16 protein-coding genes are annotated in these 16,729 nt (G+C 74.2%); 7 read left to right on the forward strand and 9 right to left on the reverse strand.

Annotation, left to right across the window (positions count from 1 at the left end; translation table 11 throughout):
- Positions 1–14: 14 nt before the first annotated feature.
- On the forward strand, positions 15–1,595 hold the full coding sequence (locus tag ACFWUQ_RS11245) for a Na+/H+ antiporter (protein ID WP_384535980.1): 1,581 nt from the start codon (positions 15–17) through the stop codon (positions 1,593–1,595).
- Positions 1,596–1,672: 77 nt separating this feature from the next.
- Here the strand turns inward: ACFWUQ_RS11245 and ACFWUQ_RS11250 are convergent, their stop codons facing one another.
- The 4 genes from ACFWUQ_RS11250 to ACFWUQ_RS11265 form a co-directional block, all read right to left on the reverse strand.
- Positions 1,673–2,581 carry a 1-aminocyclopropane-1-carboxylate deaminase/D-cysteine desulfhydrase gene (locus tag ACFWUQ_RS11250; protein WP_384535983.1) on the reverse strand — a complete coding sequence of 303 codons (909 nt, stop codon included), beginning with the start codon at positions 2,579–2,581 and terminating at the stop codon, positions 1,673–1,675.
- A gap of 40 nt (positions 2,582–2,621) precedes the next feature.
- Positions 2,622–3,212: an N-acetylmuramoyl-L-alanine amidase gene (locus ACFWUQ_RS11255; RefSeq protein ID WP_384535985.1), complete on the reverse strand. Its 591-nt coding sequence runs from the start codon at positions 3,210–3,212 to the stop codon at positions 2,622–2,624.
- A 153-nt stretch (positions 3,213–3,365) separates the two neighbouring features.
- Positions 3,366–4,562, reverse strand: coding sequence for a globin domain-containing protein (locus ACFWUQ_RS11260; RefSeq protein ID WP_384535987.1), 1,197 nt, complete (start codon positions 4,560–4,562; stop codon positions 3,366–3,368).
- Between the two features lie 146 nt (positions 4,563–4,708).
- A complete protein-coding gene (locus tag ACFWUQ_RS11265; RefSeq protein ID WP_384535990.1) occupies positions 4,709–5,164 on the reverse strand; it encodes an RrF2 family transcriptional regulator in 456 nt (151 codons plus the stop codon).
- Positions 5,165–5,385: 221 nt separating this feature from the next.
- Between ACFWUQ_RS11265 and ACFWUQ_RS11270 the strand changes: the two genes are divergently transcribed.
- The 3 genes from ACFWUQ_RS11270 to ACFWUQ_RS11280 all read left to right on the forward strand — a co-directional run bounded on the left by ACFWUQ_RS11270 (position 5,386) and on the right by ACFWUQ_RS11280 (position 8,625).
- The gene (locus ACFWUQ_RS11270; RefSeq protein WP_384535993.1) at positions 5,386–6,792 is read left to right on the forward strand and encodes a family 2B encapsulin nanocompartment shell protein; all 1,407 of its coding nucleotides are present in this window, start codon (positions 5,386–5,388) and stop codon (positions 6,790–6,792) included.
- Positions 6,793–6,836: 44 nt separating this feature from the next.
- The gene (locus ACFWUQ_RS11275; protein WP_384535995.1) at positions 6,837–7,886 is read left to right on the forward strand and encodes a family 2 encapsulin nanocompartment cargo protein polyprenyl transferase; all 1,050 of its coding nucleotides are present in this window, start codon (positions 6,837–6,839) and stop codon (positions 7,884–7,886) included.
- A 124-nt stretch (positions 7,887–8,010) separates the two neighbouring features.
- Positions 8,011–8,625 carry a GNAT family N-acetyltransferase gene (locus ACFWUQ_RS11280; protein WP_384535997.1) on the forward strand — a complete coding sequence of 205 codons (615 nt, stop codon included), beginning with the start codon at positions 8,011–8,013 and terminating at the stop codon, positions 8,623–8,625.
- A gap of 70 nt (positions 8,626–8,695) precedes the next feature.
- Here the strand turns inward: ACFWUQ_RS11280 and snpA are convergent, their stop codons facing one another.
- Positions 8,696–9,367: a snapalysin gene (gene snpA / locus ACFWUQ_RS11285; protein ID WP_384536000.1), complete on the reverse strand. Its 672-nt coding sequence runs from the start codon at positions 9,365–9,367 to the stop codon at positions 8,696–8,698.
- A gap of 207 nt (positions 9,368–9,574) precedes the next feature.
- On the opposite strand from snpA, the gene ACFWUQ_RS11290 reads away from it, so the two are divergent.
- Positions 9,575–10,510 carry a LysR family transcriptional regulator gene (locus tag ACFWUQ_RS11290; RefSeq protein WP_384536002.1) on the forward strand — a complete coding sequence of 312 codons (936 nt, stop codon included), beginning with the start codon at positions 9,575–9,577 and terminating at the stop codon, positions 10,508–10,510.
- Positions 10,511–11,592: 1,082 nt separating this feature from the next.
- Here the strand turns inward: ACFWUQ_RS11290 and ACFWUQ_RS11295 are convergent.
- A complete protein-coding gene (locus ACFWUQ_RS11295; protein ID WP_384536034.1) occupies positions 11,593–12,396 on the reverse strand; it encodes a hypothetical protein in 804 nt (267 codons plus the stop codon).
- Between the two features lie 173 nt (positions 12,397–12,569).
- Here ACFWUQ_RS11295 and ACFWUQ_RS11300 point away from each other — a divergent pair, with 173 nt between their 5' ends.
- Positions 12,570–13,505 (forward strand): DUF4097 domain-containing protein, encoded by a 936-nt coding sequence (locus ACFWUQ_RS11300; RefSeq protein ID WP_384536005.1) that lies wholly within the window; start codon positions 12,570–12,572, stop codon positions 13,503–13,505.
- Position 13,506: 1 nt separating this feature from the next.
- Entirely contained in the window at positions 13,507–14,427 is a 921-nt protein-coding gene (locus ACFWUQ_RS11305; RefSeq protein WP_384536008.1) for a helix-turn-helix transcriptional regulator, read from the forward strand.
- Positions 14,428–14,457: 30 nt separating this feature from the next.
- Here the strand turns inward: ACFWUQ_RS11305 and ACFWUQ_RS11310 are convergent, their stop codons facing one another.
- The 3 genes from ACFWUQ_RS11310 to ACFWUQ_RS11320 all read right to left on the reverse strand — a co-directional run bounded on the left by ACFWUQ_RS11310 (position 14,458) and on the right by ACFWUQ_RS11320 (position 16,346).
- The gene (locus ACFWUQ_RS11310) at positions 14,458–15,030 is read right to left on the reverse strand and encodes a Clp protease N-terminal domain-containing protein (RefSeq protein ID WP_384536010.1); all 573 of its coding nucleotides are present in this window, start codon (positions 15,028–15,030) and stop codon (positions 14,458–14,460) included.
- Positions 15,030–15,239 carry a helix-turn-helix domain-containing protein gene (locus ACFWUQ_RS11315; protein ID WP_384536013.1) on the reverse strand — a complete coding sequence of 70 codons (210 nt, stop codon included), beginning with the start codon at positions 15,237–15,239 and terminating at the stop codon, positions 15,030–15,032. The genes ACFWUQ_RS11310 and ACFWUQ_RS11315 overlap by 1 nt, the downstream gene beginning before the upstream one ends.
- A gap of 144 nt (positions 15,240–15,383) precedes the next feature.
- The gene (locus ACFWUQ_RS11320; protein WP_384536015.1) at positions 15,384–16,346 is read right to left on the reverse strand and encodes a zinc-binding dehydrogenase; all 963 of its coding nucleotides are present in this window, start codon (positions 16,344–16,346) and stop codon (positions 15,384–15,386) included.
- Positions 16,347–16,729: the final 383 nt, after the last annotated feature.

The following is a 16,729-nucleotide window of genomic DNA, read 5'->3' on the forward strand; positions in this document are numbered from 1 at the left end:
GGAATGGATCTTCGATGGAGGTATTGCCGCTGGTGGCGCTGGTCGCGGGCAGCGCCGCCGTGGCGGGTCTGGCCCGCCGCACGCCCGTGCCGGCGCCCCTGCTGCTGGTCGCCGCGGGGCTGCTCGCCGCGTACGTCCCGGGCGTGCCCTCGTACGTCCTCGACCCGCACATCGTGCTGCCCCTGCTGCTGCCGCCGCTGCTGCACACCGCCGGGGTGGACAGCTCGTACCTGGACCTTCGGGCGAACATCCGGCCCATCGGGCTGCTCTCGGTCGGGTACGTGCTCTTCGCGACGCTCGCCGTGGGGTACGCGGCGTACCTGCTGGTGCCGGGGCTGTCGCTGCCGGTGGCGCTGGTGCTGGGCGCGGTCGTCGCGCCCCCGGACGCCGTGGCCGCCACCGCGATCGCCCGCAAGCTCGGGCTGCCGAACCGGATGACGACCATCCTCCAGGGCGAGTCCCTGGTCAACGACGCCACCGCCATCACCGCGTACAAGGTGGCGCTGGCGGCGGCGGTCGGGGTGAGCGCGGGCTGGGCGGGCGGCATCGCCGAGTTCCTGCTGGCCTCGGTGGGCGGGGTCGGCGTCGGCCTGCTGCTGATGGTGCCGATCCACCAGCTGCGCAAGCGGCTGCGGGAGCCGCTGCTCCAGAACACCCTCTCGCTGCTGATCCCCTTCGTGGCGTACGCGGCTGCCGAACGGGTCCACGCGTCCGGAGTGCTCGCGGTGGTCGTGGTCGCGCTGTACATCGGCCACCGCAACTGGCAGGTCGACTTCGCCACCCGGCTCCAGGAGGAGGCGGTGTGGAAGGTGGTGGCCTTCGTCCTGGAGTCGGTGGTGTTCGCGCTGATCGGCCTCCAGCTGCCGGTGGTCCTGCGGGGGCTGGGGGAGTACCAGGGCCTGGACGCGGCCTGGTACGCGCTCGCGGTGTTCCTCGCGGTGGTCGTGTCGCGGTTCCTGTGGGTGTTCCCGGCGACCTTCGTGCCGCGGTGGATGTCGCGGCGGATCCGGGAGCGGGAGGCGGGCACGGACTGGAAGGCGCCGGTGGTCGTGGGCTGGGCCGGGATGCGGGGCGTGGTCTCGCTGGCGATCGCCTTCTCGGTGCCGATGTCGGTACCGCACCGGGACCTCATCCTCTTCCTGACCTTCACGACGGTCATCGGGACCCTGGTGGTGCAGGGGCTCACGCTGCCGCCCCTGATCAGGGTGCTGAAGCTGCCGCCGAGGGACGTGCGGGCCGAGACCCTGGCGGAGGCACAGGCGCAGAGCGAGGCCTCGCGGGCGGCGGAGGAACGGCTGGCGGAGCTGCTGGAGGAACCGGCCAACGCGCTGCCGCCGCCGCTGGCCGACCGGTTGCGGACCGTGCTGGAGCGGCGGCGCAACGCCGTGTGGGAGCGGCTGGGGGAGGTCAACCCGGTGACGGGGGAGTCGGCGGACGAGGTCTACCGGCGTCTCGCGCGGGAGATGATCGCGGCGGAGCGGGAGGTCTTCGTGGCGCTGCGGGACGGGCGGCGGATCGACGACGAGATGCTGCGGGGGCTGCTGCGGCGGCTCGACCTGGAGGAGGCGGCGGCGTACCGCGAGGAGTCCACGTGAGGGGCGTCGCCCCCGCGGGTGGCGGGGCCGCGCGCGGGGGCCGCGGGGCGGGGGCGGCCAGGGGTGGTCGGCGTCGCTCAGGGGCGGCCGGTGACGACCGCGGCCAGGGTGGTGCCCGGCCGGAAGGCGCCGGCGGCGGTCAGGGAGGTGAGGGCGTGCAGGAGCTTCGCCACGTAGATCCGCTCCACCGGCACCCCGTGCCGGCCCTCGAAGTCCGCCGCGAACGCCTCCAGCTCCGGCGGGACGCGGGCGTAGCCCCCGTGGTCGTGGCCCTCGGCCAGCGACCATTCCCCCGCCGGACCGCCGAACGCCGCGTGCTGGAGGGAACGTATCTCCCCCGCCAGGAAGCCGCCCGCCAGGACCGGTACGCCCAGCGCCCGCTGGCCCGGGCCCAGGCCGGCGGCCAGGCCGGCCAGGGTGCCTCCCGTGCCGCAGGCCACCGCCACCACGTCCGCCGCCCCCCGCAGCTCCCGGCCGAGCCCGGCGCAGCCCCGTAGGGCGAGGGCGTTGCTGCCGCCCTCGGGGATCACGTAGGCGTCCGTCGCCCCGGCCTCCTCCAGCAGGCGGGCCAGGGCCTCGGGCTCGGTCTTGCGGCGGTAGTCGGAGCGGGTGACGAAGCGCAGCCGCATACCGTCCGCCGCGCACCGGGCGAGGGAGTCGTTGAGGGGGCGCCCGGCGAGCTCGTCCCCGCGCACGATGCCCACGGTCTCCAGGCCGAGCAGCCGCCCGGCCGCGGCCGTGGCCCGCAGGTGGTTCGAGTAGGCCCCGCCGAAGGTCACCAGGGTGCGCCGCCCGGCATCCACCGCCGCGCGGAGGTTGGGCGCGAGCTTGCGCCACTTGTTGCCGGGCAGCTCCGGATGGACCAGGTCGTCCCGCTTGAGCAGCAGCCGTACGCCGCGGACGGCGAACCGCTCGTCGTGGACCTCCCGCAGCGGGGAGGGCGGCCGGGGCCGCAGCGGGTCGGTGGGCGGGTGGGGCTGGTTCACCCGTCCATTGTGTGTGCTCGCCGGGGTGGCGGCGCCCTCCTCATTTGAGGCGTTCGCCGACGCGGTCGCGCAGGGAGCTCATCGTGAACCCCTTCGGGTCGATCTTGCCGGGCTGCCATTCGAGGTGGCCGATGACCGAGCGGGCCGTCCAGCGGTGGACCCGGCAGACAGCCGCGGCCGCGCGGGCGATCGCGTCGAGCTGGACCGCCGGCCAGGGGTCCTCGCCGTCGCCGAGGTTCTCGCACTCGAAGCCGTAGAAGTGGCGGTTGCCGTCGGTGTCCGCCCGGTCGTCCGCCGGGAGCCGCTTCTCCGCGATCACCGCCGCGAGGACGTCGGAGTCGCCGGCGCCGGCGTGGTTGGTGCGGCCGTAGCCGACCAGGTGGACGCGGCCGTTCTTGGCGATCACGCCGTGGCAGAGGGGGCCGGGGAGGGCGGCGGAGCCGTCGCGGCAGAGCTGGACGGTGCGCGCGGTGCCGCGCGTGACGGTGTGGTGGATCATCACCCCGTGCACCGGGCCCCACGGGCCCTTGTGGTTGCGGTTGTGGGTCCGCCAGGCGCCGACCTCCACGACGGTCAGCCCCTCGGCCCGCAGTGCGTCGATGAACCGGCCCGCGGACATGGGTGCGGCCATGGCCGCCTCCTTCCGTGCGGTGGGAGCGGGCACGTCGCGTACCCGCTTCGTCACTCTCCGGTGTAGCGGAGGAAGCTGTTCCGCGGCTAGTGCCCTCGCACGGCGAGCGAGCCGATCCGGACAGCGTCCGGACCGGCTCCCGGGGGCGCGGGGCTACGCGGAGGCCAGCCACAGGTCCGGGCCGAACACCTCGTAGTGGATGTCCGCGGCCGGAACCCCCTTGGCGAGCAGCTGCTCGCGCACGGAGCGCATGAAGGGGAGCGGCCCGCACAGGTAGGCCCGCGTGCCGGCGCCGACGGGGACGTCCGCGAGGTCGATCCGGCCACGGCCGTCGCCGGGCTCGCCGGCCTCCTCGTACCAGAAGCGCGCCGTGGCGTCCGCCAGCTTGTGGGTCAGGGCGCGATGGTCGCCGCGCAGCGGGTGGTCCGCGGGGGAGCGGTCGGCGTGCAGCACGGTCACCGGGGCGCTGTGCCCGGTGGCGGCCAGGTGCTCCAGCATCGAGAGCATCGGGGTGCAGCCGATGCCGGCCGAGGCGAGCAGGAGCGGCGCGGTGTCGTCCCGCAGGACCAGGTCGCCGTAGGGGGCCGAGACGCGCAGGACGTCCCCGGTGCGGACGTGCGCGTGCAGGTGGTTCGAGACCTCGCCGTCGGGGCCGCCGGCCGCCGGGCCGTGCACCCGCTTGACGGTGATGGCGCGAACCGGCGAACCGGGGGCCGTGCAGAGGCTGTACTGGCGGATCTGGCGCGCGCCGTCGGGGAGCCGCACCTGGACCGAGACGTACTGTCCGGGCAGGTGTGCGGGGGCGGGGGCGCCGTCCGCCGGGGTGAGGTGGAAGGTGGCGCAGTCCGCGGTCTCCTCGGTCCGGGCGGTGACGGTCCACTCGCGCCAGACGTCTCCGGCGGCGACCCGGTGCCCCGCGTAGAGGCGCTCTTCGAGGGCGGCGAGGGCGTTGGCCATCAGCCAGTAGACCTCGTCCCAGGCGGCCGCGACCTGCGGGGTGACCGCGTCGCCGAGGACTTCGGCGAGGGCGGCGAAGAGGTGGCGGTGCACGATTGGGTACTGCTCGCGGGTGACGCCGAGGGAGGCGTGCTTGTGGGCGATGCGACCCAGCATCACGTCCGGGCGGGTGTCCGGGTGGGCCACGAGGTGGGTCGCGAAGGCGGCGATGGAGCCGGCGAGGGCCTGCTTCTGGAGGCCGGCGTTCTGGTTGCCGCGGTTGAAGAGGTCCCGGATCAGCTCCGGGTGGGCGGCGAACAGCTTCGCGTAGAAGAGCTCCGTGATGTCGCCGATCGCCGCTCCGACGGCGGGCAGGGTGGCTCGTACGGTGGCGGTCGACGTCTCGGACAGCATGGCGCGGGCTCCTCGGGGTCAAAGTGGTATCTGAGATGCATATTTAAGGGCGTGGGGTGCCCGGCGTGGAGATGTGTTCGGGAATTCCGCCGGGGGAGGGATGAGGGTGGTGCGCCCGATGCGAACCGGCCGACCGGCCCCCGGGGTCAGGGTCGCGCGGCCCGGGCGGGCCCTCCGATCGAGAGGCCCAGGAGCAGCGGGCCGGTCGGGGCCGCCACCAGGTCGTCCACCGTCAGCGTGTCCAGTGCGGCGAAGAAGGCCTCCTGGGCCCGGCGCAGAGCCCCGCGCAGCAGGCAGGCGCCCCGCAGCGGGCAGGGCGCGGCGCTGTCGCAGTCGACGACGTCGCCGGAGCCCTCCAGTTCGCGGACGACCCCGCCCACCGAGGCGGCGCGCCCGGCGGCGGTCAGGGCCAGTCCGCCGCCGCGGCCGCGGCGGGCCTCGACGAGTCCGAGGTGCTGCAGTCTGGCGACCACCTTGGCCGTGTGGGTGTACGGGACCTCCATGGTCGCCGCCACGTCGCGGGTGGTGGGGAGGTCCGCGTCCTCGACGGCGAGGCGCATCAGGACGCGCAGCGCCAGGTCGGTGAATCGGGTCAGCCGCATGGGCGCAGCGTAGGGAAACTTGCATCTGCGATGCAAGTTCCGTTGCGAGGCGGCCGGTTGGCCGAAACACGTGGGGCCTCTGAGGTTGATGGGGCGAGATCAACCCCAAAGGGTGCCCAGCACTCGTACGGAGTAGTCCCACCCGTTTGTGTAATGGTCTCATCACGTTCGGTACTGGAAAGCTGGCCCCGCAGATCCATGGAGTGATCGAAAGGGAAAACATGTCGGTCCAGGCTGGTCCCGAATCCGAGACCCAGGCACCCCAGCGCAGTCTCGGCACCTCGGCCGCACGGAACTTGGCGACCACGACCAAGTCCGCGCCGCAGATGCAGGAGATCACCTCGCGGTGGCTGCTGAAGATGCTGCCGTGGGTCCCGGTCCAGGGCGGCACGTACCGCGTGAACCGCCGGCTGAGCTACTCGGTCGGCGACGGACGCGTCGAGTTCATCAAGACCGGGACCCGGGTGCAGGTGATCCCGGCCGAGCTCGGAGAGCTCCCGCTCCTGCGGTCGTACGAGGACCTCGACGTCCTCGGCGAACTCGCCCAGCGCTGCGACCAGATCGACTTCGAGGCCGGCCAGGAGCTGACCTCCTTCGGCAACGGCTCCGACCGCGTGTTCCTCCTCGCCCACGGCCGCGTCGAGCAGGTCGGCCCGGGCCCCTACGGCGAGGACGCCGTCCTGCGCACCGTCGCCGACGGTGCCTATTTCGGCGAGGACTCCCTCGTCGACGAGGAGGCGATCTGGGAGTACACCGCCCGCGCCGTCACCTCCGGGACCGCGCTCGTCCTCACCCGGCAGGACTTCCAGCTGCTCGCCGACCGCGTCGAGTCCCTGCGCGAGCACGTGGAGCACGTCCGGGCGCTGCCCGCCCAGCGCACCAACAAGTACGGCGAGGCCGCCATCGAGCTCTCCGCCGGCCACCAGGGCGAGGCCGTGCTGCCGGGCACCTTCGTGGACTACGAGGCGCGCCCCCGGGAGTACGAGCTCTCCATCGCGCAAACGGTTCTGCGCGTGCACACCCGCGTCGCCGACCTGTACAACCAGCCGATGAACCAGACCGAGCAGCAGTTGCGGCTCACGGTCGAGGCGCTGCGCGAGCGCCAGGAGCACGAGATGCTCAACAACCGCGACTTCGGCCTCCTCCACAACGCCGAGTACGACCAGCGCATCCAGCCCCACGACGGAGCGCCCAGCCCCGACGACATGGACCAGCTGCTCAGCATGCGGCGCGGCTCCAAGTTCTTCCTCGCGCACCCCAAGGCCATCGCCGCCTTCGGCCGCGAGTGCAACCGGCGCGGGCTGTACCCCCAGTCCGTGGACATCGGCGGCCACCAGGTGCCGTCCTGGCGCGGGGTGCCCATCTTCCCGAGCAACAAGATCCCGATCAGCGACGCCCGCACCACCTCCATCCTGTGCATGCGCACCGGTGAGGACGAGCAGGGCGTGATCGGCCTGCACCAGCCGGGCATCCCGGACGAGATCGAGCCGAGCACGTCGGTGCGCTTCATGGGGATCAGCGAGCAGGCGATCATCTCCTACCTGGTCACGGCCTACTTCTCCGCCGCGGTGCTGGTGCCGGACGCGCTGGGCGTACTGGAGAACGTCGAGATCGGCCGCTGGAGCTGAGGCGGCCGGCCGGATACGCGGATACGCGGGAGAGCGGAGACGCCATGGCGACCACTGAGGCGGTCACGACCGGCGAGGGCCAGGAGGCCGCGGCCCTGCTGGAACGGGCGAGGGAAGCGGTGGACCCGGAACTCCGCCGGGCCGTGCAGAGCCTGCCCGGCGGGATGCGGCGCGTCGCGATGTACCACTTCGGCTGGGAGCACGCGGACGGCACACCGGCCGCGGGCAACGCCGGCAAGGCCGTCCGGCCCGCCCTGGTGCTCGCCGCGGCGCGCGCGCTGCGGGGGCCGGGCCGGGACGCGGACGACACCGTACGGGCCGCGGCGGCCGTGGAGCTGGCGCACAATTTCACCCTGCTCCACGACGACGTCATCGACCAGGACGTCCGGCGCCGCGGCCGGGCCACGGCCTGGGCGGTCTTCGGGACACCGGACGCGATCATCACGGGCGACGCCATGATGGCGCTGGCCCTGCGGATCCTCGCGGAGGATCCGCATCCGGCCTCGGCCGCCGCCTCGGCCCGGCTCGCGGCCTGCGTCATCGAGCTGTGCGCGGGCCAGCAGGCGGACTGCGCCTTCGAGCGGCGCGAGGAGGTCTCACTCGACGAGTGCGTGGCCATGGCCACGGCCAAGACCGGCGCCCTGCTGGGCTGCGCGTGCGCGCTCGGTGCGCTGTACGCGGGGGCCGGGCCGGACGAGGCCGACGCGATGGACGCCTTCGGAAGGGAGGCCGGGCTGGCCTTCCAGCTCATCGACGACCTGATCGGCATCTGGGGGGACCCCGTGCACACCGGCAAGCCCGCCGGGGCCGATCTGATCGCCCGCAAGAAGTCCCTCCCGGTCGTCGCCGCCCTCACCTCGGGCACGGCGGCGGGGCAGGAGCTCGCCGAGCTGTACGCGGGCCCCATGACCGGGGACGCCGTGCGCCGGGCGGCCGAGGCGGTGGACCGGGCCGGCGGCCGCGACTGGGCGCAGGCCCACGCCGCGGACCGTATGGGCCGGGCGGTCCAGCAGCTGTCGCGGGCCGTTCCCGACCTGGGGGCGGCGGGCGGGCTGCTGGCCCTGGCCGAGTTCGTCACCCGTCGCACCCGGTGAGCCCGTAGGGCCGCGGGTAAGGCCCGTTCCGGCACCGCACGGTGCCGGAACGGGCCTTACGCCGCTTCCGGGCCAACTCTAGGATCGCTCACGGTTGTTGACACGTGAGTGAAGGGTGTGACCAGTGGCGCTGGAGATACGTCGGGCTGATCAGTCGGACCGGGACGCGGTCGCGGGGCTGCTGGACGAGGCCTTCCGCGACGACCCGGTGAGCAGCTGGGTCTTCCCGGACCCGGAGCACCGCGCCGCCGTGCACGGCAGGTTCCTCGGCGTCTTCGTGGACGTCGCGCTGGCCGAGGGCCGGATCGACTACGCGGTGGACGGCTCGGCGGCCGCGCTGTGGCTGCGGATCCCGGCGGGCGACCCGGAGGCGGAGGCCGCCGAGGACGAGGTCCCGGCGAGGATGCGGGAGGCGGCCGACCCGGACAACGAGCGGTGCGAGCTGGTCGGCCGGCTGACCGGGGAGGTGCACCCGACGGCGGAGGAGCACGAGTACCTCCTGATGATCGCGGTGACCCCCGAGCGGCAGGGGGAGGGGCTCGGCAGCGAGCTGATGCGACCGGTGCTGGAGCGGTGCGACCGCGAGGGCGTCCCGGCGTACCTGGAGGCGAGCAGTGAGCGCAGCAGGGGGCTGTACGAGCGGCTCGGCTGGGAGTTCACGGGTGACGCGGTGCGGCTGCCCGACGGCCCGCTGATGTGGCCGATGTGGCGCAAGCCGCGCGCGGGGGCCGCGGCGTAGGGGCGGGTTCGGCGGCTGCCGCGCGGGCCGGGGGTGCCCGGGCGCCGGGGCGCCCGGGCACCTCGTGGAGTCAGCCCTTCGCGGCCGCCTTCGTGTCCAGGCCGGAGGCGAAGCCGTTGGCCCAGAGCTGGTTGACGCGCGAGCGCTCGGCGCTGTTCGGCGTGGCGTTCTGGCACGAGGTGCCCGGGCCGCCGCCGGACATGAGCTCGCTGCACGGGCCCGAGTAGTGGTCCGGCAGGCCCAGTACGTGGCCGGTCTCGTGCGAGGTCACGCGGGTGGAGTTGTACTGCTGGTTCTGGCGGTAGTCGAGGAAGATGTACCCCCGGCCGTGCCCGTCCGTGCTCGCGTAGGAGCCCCGCGAGTCATTGCCCTCGCGGTACGAGAAGTTCCCGCCGGTGGACACCTCCTGGAGCCGGACATTGGACACCGAGCTGTTCCAGATCTGCGTGGAGCGGGCTATCTGGGTGCGGAAGCTGGGCGCGTTGCGGGTGTTGTACGTGACGGTCACCGCGAGGGCGCCCGGGTTCGCCGCGCGCTGCTCGGCGACCGAGCGCCGCACGGCGTCGAAGAAGGCCTGGTTCGCGGAGGCGTTCTCCTGGGAGCGCTCGTACGCCGCGTAGCTCGCCGCGGAGCCCGCGGCGATCGGGGCGGTGGCCGCGCTGGCGCTGGGGACGGCGCCGAGGGCGGCGGCGAGGCCGAGACCTGCCGCGGTGGCCAGAACGGCCTTTCGGGAGTGGCGCATGTGGGGGCTCCTGCTCATCCGATGTGGGGGGTGGGTCGTTCGGTACCGGAGTCTGGAGGAGCCGACGGCGCCGGCGGATGATGTCAGCCACCGATAGCGCCGGGTTATCGGGAGGTTTTCGGCGGGTGAACTTCCCGGAGAATGGCGGGATTCGATGGGCTGCCAGTGGCTGGTGCGGTCCACCGGGACCGGCCTACTCTCTGGGGCATGGAGCTTGAGGTCAGGCACCTGCGCGCACTGTGCGCCATCGCCGACGCCGGGAGTCTGCACAAGGCCGCCCGGCAGCTCGGCGTGAGCCAGCCCTCCCTGACGACCCAGTTGCGCCGCATCGAACGGGCCCTGGACGGCGAGCTGTTCCTGCGCGAGCGGACCGGATGCCGACCCACACCATTCGGCCGCACCGTGCTGGGTCGGGCCAGGCCGCTGCTCGCGGAGATGGCCGCGCTGGTGGCGGAGGCCCGCGCGCTGGCCCACGGGCCGAGGCTGCGCATCGGCTCCACCGCCAGCCGGGCCCTGCCGGGGTGGCTGCGGCGGCTGCACGTGCGCCTGCCCGACACCGAGAAGTCGCTGGTGGTGGACGTCTCCGCCAACGCGCTGCTGCGGATGGTGGCAGCGGGGCAGTTGGACGTGGCGTTCGTCCACGAGGTGGAGGGGAGTCCCCTGCGGGTGCCGGCCGGGCTCCAGCTGCGCGTGCTGATGGAGCGGGAGCCGCAGTTCGTGTCGATGTCGCGGGACCACCCGGCCGCCGGGCAGGAGGTGGTCTCCTTACGCGACCTGGCCGCCGACCGCTGGACGGTGGACCCCTCCGTCGACGGGGAGTGGGACGGGCTGCGGCGGGTGTTCGCGGGAGCGGGGCTGGATCCGCCGGTGCTGCACGCCGACTACCACACGGCGACGTCGCTGATCATCTCGGGCGAGGCCGTGGCGCCGTGCCAGCCGACGTCGGGGCCGCGGGACGACATGGCGATCCGGCCGCTGTCCGGCGACCCGCTGGCGGTGCGGCTGCTGCTGGCGACCGCGCCGGGGGCGCACGCGGACGTCTACGAGGACCTCCGCGCGGCGTACCGCGAGGCGGCGCTCCGCGCGTCGCCGTACCGGGCGTGGCTGCGGCACCACGCGAGTCCGCTGCTGGAAGCCGCGTAGCCCTTGTGGCGGGCGGCGGCGGAGCCCCGGCGGAGGCCCGCCGGGGCGGGACCCTGCGCGGCTCGGCGGCTGCGGGTGCCCTGTGGGGCGGGGTGGGGTGGGGTGGGGTGCCGGGGCCTGGCGGGGGTGCCGGGGGCCTGGCGGGGGTGGTGGTGGGGGGTCGGTGTCGGGGTGGGGTGTTGTCCGGGACTCATGATTTATGGCGCCTGTGCCGGGTTGTCCTGTACGAGGCCGTGGGCGCCAACACATCACGTTCTACGTCCCGGACAACACCCCACCCCGCCCCCAACCCCGGCCGCGTGAAACCCTCAGCGGCCCGCCCGCCGGTTCCTTACTTCGGCCTCACCGGTTCCGGTCCTTCGGACCCACTGCTCGGCTCGGGCCGCCCCATCCAGCCCCACCGGCGTTCGAGGCGCGGTGCCCTGGGCCCACTGCTCTGCTGGGACCTGTCAATTCAGCCTCACCGGTTCCGGTCCTTCGGGCCGACTTCTTGGCAGGGGCCGCCCCCTCCAGCCTCGCCGGCGTTTGAGGCGCGGGGTCCGGGGCGGAGCCCCGATTTATGAGGCGCGCGGGCCGCGGACAGGTCCGCCACGTCCGCCTTCGCCGGGGCGCCCGGTTGGTTCCGTGCCTCGGGCCCACTTCTCGGAGGAGGCGGCCAATCTAGCCTCGCCGGCGTTTGAGGCGCGGCGGAGACCCGCTTGGTGGGGCGCGTACAGGTCCGTGGCGTCCGGCTCCGCCGAGGCATCCCCCGGATCGGCCGGGACGGCCTTCGGCCTCGCTGGGCCCGGGCTTCGGGCCCACTTCTTGGTTGGGGGCGGCCAGTTCAGCCTCGCCGGCGTTTGAGGCGCGGAGCCCCGGGGGCCCCGAGCAGCATTTCGGTTTGGGTCCGGCGCATGCACCCTCTCCCGGCCCTGCCGGGGCGGCCGTCGGCCTCGTCGGTTTCGGGCTTCGGGCCCACTTCTTGGCCGGGGTCGGGCAGTTCAGCCTCGCCGGCGTTTGAGGCGTGGGGTGCGGGGCGGGGCCCCGGGGGTGCCGGGCGGCGTTTGGTTCGGGCCGGCGCATGCGGCCGGGCGGTGGCGGGGTCAGGTGCGGGCGTGGTTGTAGGCGAGGGTGAGGGTGCCGTGGGCGGTCAGGAGCGCGGCGGCCGCGAGCCAGCCCGGCCGGCGCCGCCGCGCGGCCCACACCAGCAGCGTCCCCCCGGCGGCGAGCTGCACGGCGCCCACGAGCCGGGCCCGGGGCCCCCGTACCCAGGGGCCCATCGGGCCGTCCTCCACCGCGTCCAGCTCCGCCCGCACCGCGTCGCGCCAGCCGGACCACTCCACCGTCTCGGCGCCCGGCGCGCACCGCGCCGCCTCCCGCAGCCGGTCGGCCGGTTCGCCGGGGGAGAGGCCGGCGGGCAGGGCCAGTCCGGTCCGGGCCAGCAGCGCGATCAGGCCGAGGAGGCGGGTCTCGCCGCTGGTGGCGGGATCGGTGTCGGGGTGTGTGAGCCGGTTCAGTTCCTCCAGGTCGAGGACGGGGTCCAGGCCGAGCCGGGCCGTCAGGGTCCGCATGGTGTCGGGCTCGCCGACCGGGGCGCCGTCCGCGTCCCACGCGTAGGAGAGGGTGCGGCGGAACCCGCTGGACAGGGCGAAGCCGGTCCTGCCGTCCTCCCACCACAGGCTCAGGACCGGCCAGGTGGTGGCGACCGCGACCGCCGAGCCCCAGCCGGCGAGGACCTCCGCCACGGTCTGCCCGCCGTCGCGCCACGGCTTGCCCTCGGGGACGAGCGCGCTCCAGTCGCCCGCCGGGGCGAGCAGGAGGCGTACGCGCAGCAGGTGCGCGGCGGGTCGGGCGACGAGCGGTTCGGCGCGGCAGAGCAGCAGCCCGCCGGCCGTGGTCTTCGAGATCGGCATGCCCACACGCTAGGGCAAACAGTCGAAACCCACCCCATGCGGGCGAAGGTGAACTGATGCGACTTTCCCTTGACTTCCACCATCCGCGATATATCGTGTTAGAGAGAAGACGCGATATGTTGCGTGCGTCGAGTCCGGGCCGTGAACGCACGAGGAGGATCAGCACCATGTCAGAGCAGGCGTCGCAGTCGACGTGGCACATCGCAGAAGACCGCAGGCTCACCTTCGAGGAGCCGGTGACGGAGCTCCGCGTCCGACTCGTCAGCGGCACGGTGAACGTCGTCGCCGCCGAGGAGGGTCCCGCCCGCCTGGAGGTGAGCGGGGTCGACGGGCCGCCTCTGTACGTGGTGCAGGAGGGCGGCGTCCTCACCGTCTCCTACGAGGACCTGCCGTGGAACGGCGCGCAGGGCTTCAAGAAGTGGTTCGAGGGCAAGCCCTGGAAGGCCTGGGCGGCATCCGCCTCCGGCCGAAAGGCCTGGGAGCGCAGCGCCCTCGTCACCCTCACCGTCCCCGCCGCCACCCACGTCCGGCTGGCCGCGGTCGACGCCACCGCGTTCGTCTCCGGCATATCCGGCGGCACCGAGGTCAACGGGGTGTCCGGCGACGCCACGCTGGTCGGCCTGTCCGGCCGGGTCAAGGCGCACACGGTCTCCGGTGGCGTCGAGGCGCAGTCCGTGACGGGCGACCTCGGCTTCCACTCGGTGTCCGGGGGCCTGACGGTGGTCGACGGCGCGGGCGTGAGCGTACGGGCCGACTCGGTCAGCGGTGACATGCTCATCGACCTGGACCTCGACCCGGCCGCCGCCCGCCCCGTCGACATCACGCTGAACTCCGTGTCAGGGCAGGTGGCCATCCGGCTGCCGCACCCGGCCGACGCCCGCGTGGAGGCCAATACCGCCACCGGCGGCGTCTCCAACGCCTTCGAGGACCTGCGGGTCTCCGGCCAGCTGGGGGCCAAGCGGATCACCGGCACCCTCGGTTCGGGTACCGGAACGCTGCGGGCCACCACCGTCTCGGGTGGGATCGCCCTGCTGCGGCGCCCGGCCGCGGACAGCCAGGACTCCGCCGAAGCCCCCATCGCGCTCGACAAGAAGGTGCTCTGACATGCCGCCCGTCTTCGCCCACGGCCGCCTCCGCCTCTACCTGCTCAAGCTGCTGGACGAGGCCCCCCGCCACGGGTACGAGGTGATCCGCCTGCTGGAGGAGCGCTTCCAGGGGCTGTACGCGCCCTCCGCGGGCACCGTGTACCCGCGGCTGGCCAAGCTGGAGGCCGAGGGCCTGGTCACGCACGCCACCGAGGGCGGGCGCAAGGTCTACTCCATCACCGAGGCGGGCCGCGCCGAACTGGCCGACCGCGGCGGCGAACTCGCCGACCTGGAGTTGGAGATCCGCGACTCGGTGTCCGAACTGGCCGCCGAGATACGCGACGACGTCCGGGGCGCGGCGGGTGAACTGCGCCGCGAGATGCGCGCGGCGGCCTCCGCCTCGGCGACCCCGGTCGAGGACGAGGCGTGGAAGGCGGCCAAGGAGGAGCTGCGCAAGGCGAGGCAGGAGTGGAAGGAGCAGGCGCGCCGGGCCAAGGACGAGAGCCGTCGGGCCCGCGAGGAGGCCCAGCAGGCCCGCCGCCAGGCCAAGGAGGCCCAGGAGCGGGCCCGCGAGGAGGTGCAGCGCATCGCGGTGCAGCTCCAGGAGCAGTTCTCCCGCTCCGGCGGGGTCCTGGGCAGCCTGGCGGGTGCCTGGCTGGGCGGTGGCCCGGCGACGACCACCGGTCCCGACGCCCCGGCCGCCGGACCGGACGCCCCGGCCGCCTCCGCCCCGTACCGGGTGGTGCACACGGACTGGGCCGACGACCTGACGGTCACCGGGGACCTCGCCCGGGACCTGGACCGCCTGCTCGACCGCTTCCGCGACGAGGTCCGCGACGCGGCCCGCGACCACGGGGTGACGCCCGCCCGGCTGGACGAGGCCCGTACCCACCTCGCGGAGGCGGCGTCCCGCCTCGCGGGGACCTTCCGTAGCGGCTGAGCCGCGCCGGGGTGCGGCGTCCGCCCCGGGTCAGGCGGCCAGGCCCCTCTCGGCGGTGCCGTAGGTGACGCCGTGGTCCGCCAGGACCTCGGCGACCGTGCCGGGGCGGGAGACCAGCGCGAGGAGCAGGTGCAGGGCGCCGATGTGGCGGTCGTGGCGGCCCAGGGCGATCCGGAGCGACTGCTCCAGGACCTGCTTGGAGCCCGAGGCGAAGTGCGGCCGGTAGCCGCCGGCGCGGCCTTCCGGTTCGGCGCGGCCCAGGGCCGAGCGGACGGAGGCGCCCAGGCCGCGCCTGCGGCGGGCCGGGGCCGCCAGGGCGCCCTCGCCGTGGGTCTCCTCGACGCGGGCGACGATCTCCGTGAGGTCGATCCCGAGGCCGGCCAGCGCCTCCTCGTCCGCCTTCGACATGCCGCCCCGGCGCCGGGCGGCCGCGAGGTCGGAGGCGATCGCGCCGCGGTCCACGCCCAGGGGGTCCAGGGCGCCCAGGTCCATGAGGGCGAGCAGCAGGTGCTCCTCGGTGACGGAGGCGGCCCCCGCCTCCTGCGCCGCGGTCACCGCCCCGGTGACCGCGGACCGGGCGTCGCGGGTGAAGCGTTCGAACATCAAAGCCTCCCGTACTTCTTGTGCACGGCCTGCCGGCTGACGCCCAGCTCGGCCGCGATCTCCTGCCAGGACCATCCCTGCGCGCGGGCACTGCGTACCTGTACGGCCTCCAGCTGCTCCAGCAGCCTGCGGAGAGCCGCCACGGAACGCAGGCCCACGCGCGGGTCGTGGTCGCCGGCCCGCTCGGCGAGATCGGTAGCTTCCGTCATGAACGTCAATTTAGGTTGACGCGGGAGGGGTGTCAACCCCAGTTGACGTCGGCGCGGGCGCGGAGCCAGGGAGTCACGGAGCCACGGGGCCACGGAGTCGCAAGGCGCGACGCCACGCCGTCACGGCGCTACGGCGTCACGCGATCACGGCGTCAGGACGATCTTGCCGAACAGGTCGCCCGACGCCAGCTTCTCGAAGCCCTCGCGCGCCCGGTCCAGGGGCAGCACCTCGTCGATGACCGGCCGCAGGCCCGTCGTGGCGCAGAACGCCAGCAGGTCCTCCAGCTCGTCCTTCGACCCCATCGTCGAGCCGACGACCTTGAGCTCCAGGAAGAAGATCCGGGTCAGCTCGGCATGCGCCGGGCGGTCCCCGCTCGTGGCGCCGGAGATGACCAGGGTGCCGCCCGGGCGCAAGGACTTCACCGAATGCGACCAGGTGGCCGCCCCCACGGTCTCGATCACGGCATCCACCCGCTGCGGCAGTCGCGCGCCCGGCTCGAAGGCCTCCACCGCGCCCAGCTCCACCGCCCGCGCCCGCTTGGCCTCGTCCCGGCTGGTGGCGTAGACCCGCAGGCCCGCCGCCTTGCCGAGGGCGATCGCGGCGGTGGCGACCCCGCCGCCCGCGCCCTGCACGAGGACGGAGTCCCCGGGCCGCACGCCCGCGTTGGTGAAGAGCATCCGGTACGCCGTCAGCCACGCGGTCGGCAGGCAGGCGGCCTCCTCGAAGGACAGCTCGGCCGGCTTGCGCAGGACGTTCCAGGCGGGCACGGTCACCTGCTCGGCGAAGGTGCCCTGGTAGCGCTCGGTCAGGATCGAGCGGGGCTCGTCCGGGCCCACCCCGTGGCCGCTCTGGCCGATCACGGAGTGCAGGACGACCTCGTTGCCGTCCTGGTCGGTCCCGGCGGCGTCGCAGCCGAGGATCATCGGCAGTCTTTCCTCGCCGAGCCCGACTCCGCGCAGCGACCACAGGTCGTGGTGGTTGAGCGAGGCGGCTCTGACGTTCACGGTCACCCAGCCGGGACGGGCCTCGGGGGCCGGGCGGTCGCCCAGCTCAAGGCCGTTCAGGGGCTGGTCACGGTCGATTCGGGCGGCGTAGGCAGCGAACATGCGGCCAGACGCTACCGCCCGGTAGGGGGCGGTTCCAGTCCCTCTTTCACCACACCCGCGGCGTCCACGGACGCCCGGAAGCCGCAGCGTGGGGCATTTCGCGGCCTTCGGCCCGCATGCGGTGACGCGGTTCACAGCCGTCACCCGTACCCGGGACCGGTCACGGCGTGCCGCGGAAGAGCCTCCAGGGCCGCCGCCGCCCGGGAACCACTCCCCACGAGAACGGGCCGTGCCGCCCGCCCCCCGCCGGGGGGGGGGGCGGGGGCGCCGGCGCGCGGCTCGGGGGGGGGGGGGGGGGGTGCCGGGTGGGGGGGGGGGCCGGCGGGGGGGGCGGGCCCGGCCAGGGCCGGCAAGGGTCCGGACGGCCGGATCAGTCCGCGAAC

The organism is Streptomyces sp. NPDC058662 (genome assembly GCF_042716255.1).
In the GTDB taxonomy this organism is placed as follows: domain Bacteria; phylum Actinomycetota; class Actinomycetes; order Streptomycetales; family Streptomycetaceae; genus Streptomyces.

Coding starts and splice junctions, on each gene's coding strand:
- ACFWUQ_RS11255 (WP_384535985.1), bottom strand. CDS start 3,212: ATGGCCGCACCCATGTCCGCGGGCCGGTTCATCGACGCACTGCGGGCC.
- ACFWUQ_RS11245 (WP_384535980.1), top strand. CDS start 15: ATGGAGGTATTGCCGCTGGTGGCGCTGGTCGCGGGCAGCGCCGCCGTG.
- ACFWUQ_RS11275 (WP_384535995.1), top strand. CDS start 6,837: ATGGCGACCACTGAGGCGGTCACGACCGGCGAGGGCCAGGAGGCCGCG.
- ACFWUQ_RS11300 (WP_384536005.1), top strand. CDS start 12,570: ATGTCAGAGCAGGCGTCGCAGTCGACGTGGCACATCGCAGAAGACCGC.
- ACFWUQ_RS11315 (WP_384536013.1), bottom strand. CDS start 15,239: ATGACGGAAGCTACCGATCTCGCCGAGCGGGCCGGCGACCACGACCCG.
- snpA (WP_384536000.1), bottom strand. CDS start 9,367: ATGCGCCACTCCCGAAAGGCCGTTCTGGCCACCGCGGCAGGTCTCGGC.
- ACFWUQ_RS11265 (WP_384535990.1), bottom strand. CDS start 5,164: ATGCGGCTGACCCGATTCACCGACCTGGCGCTGCGCGTCCTGATGCGC.
- ACFWUQ_RS11305 (WP_384536008.1), top strand. CDS start 13,507: ATGCCGCCCGTCTTCGCCCACGGCCGCCTCCGCCTCTACCTGCTCAAG.
- ACFWUQ_RS11260 (WP_384535987.1), bottom strand. CDS start 4,562: ATGCTGTCCGAGACGTCGACCGCCACCGTACGAGCCACCCTGCCCGCC.
- ACFWUQ_RS11270 (WP_384535993.1), top strand. CDS start 5,386: ATGTCGGTCCAGGCTGGTCCCGAATCCGAGACCCAGGCACCCCAGCGC.
- ACFWUQ_RS11320 (WP_384536015.1), bottom strand. CDS start 16,346: ATGTTCGCTGCCTACGCCGCCCGAATCGACCGTGACCAGCCCCTGAAC.
- ACFWUQ_RS11290 (WP_384536002.1), top strand. CDS start 9,575: ATGGAGCTTGAGGTCAGGCACCTGCGCGCACTGTGCGCCATCGCCGAC.
- ACFWUQ_RS11310 (WP_384536010.1), bottom strand. CDS start 15,030: ATGTTCGAACGCTTCACCCGCGACGCCCGGTCCGCGGTCACCGGGGCG.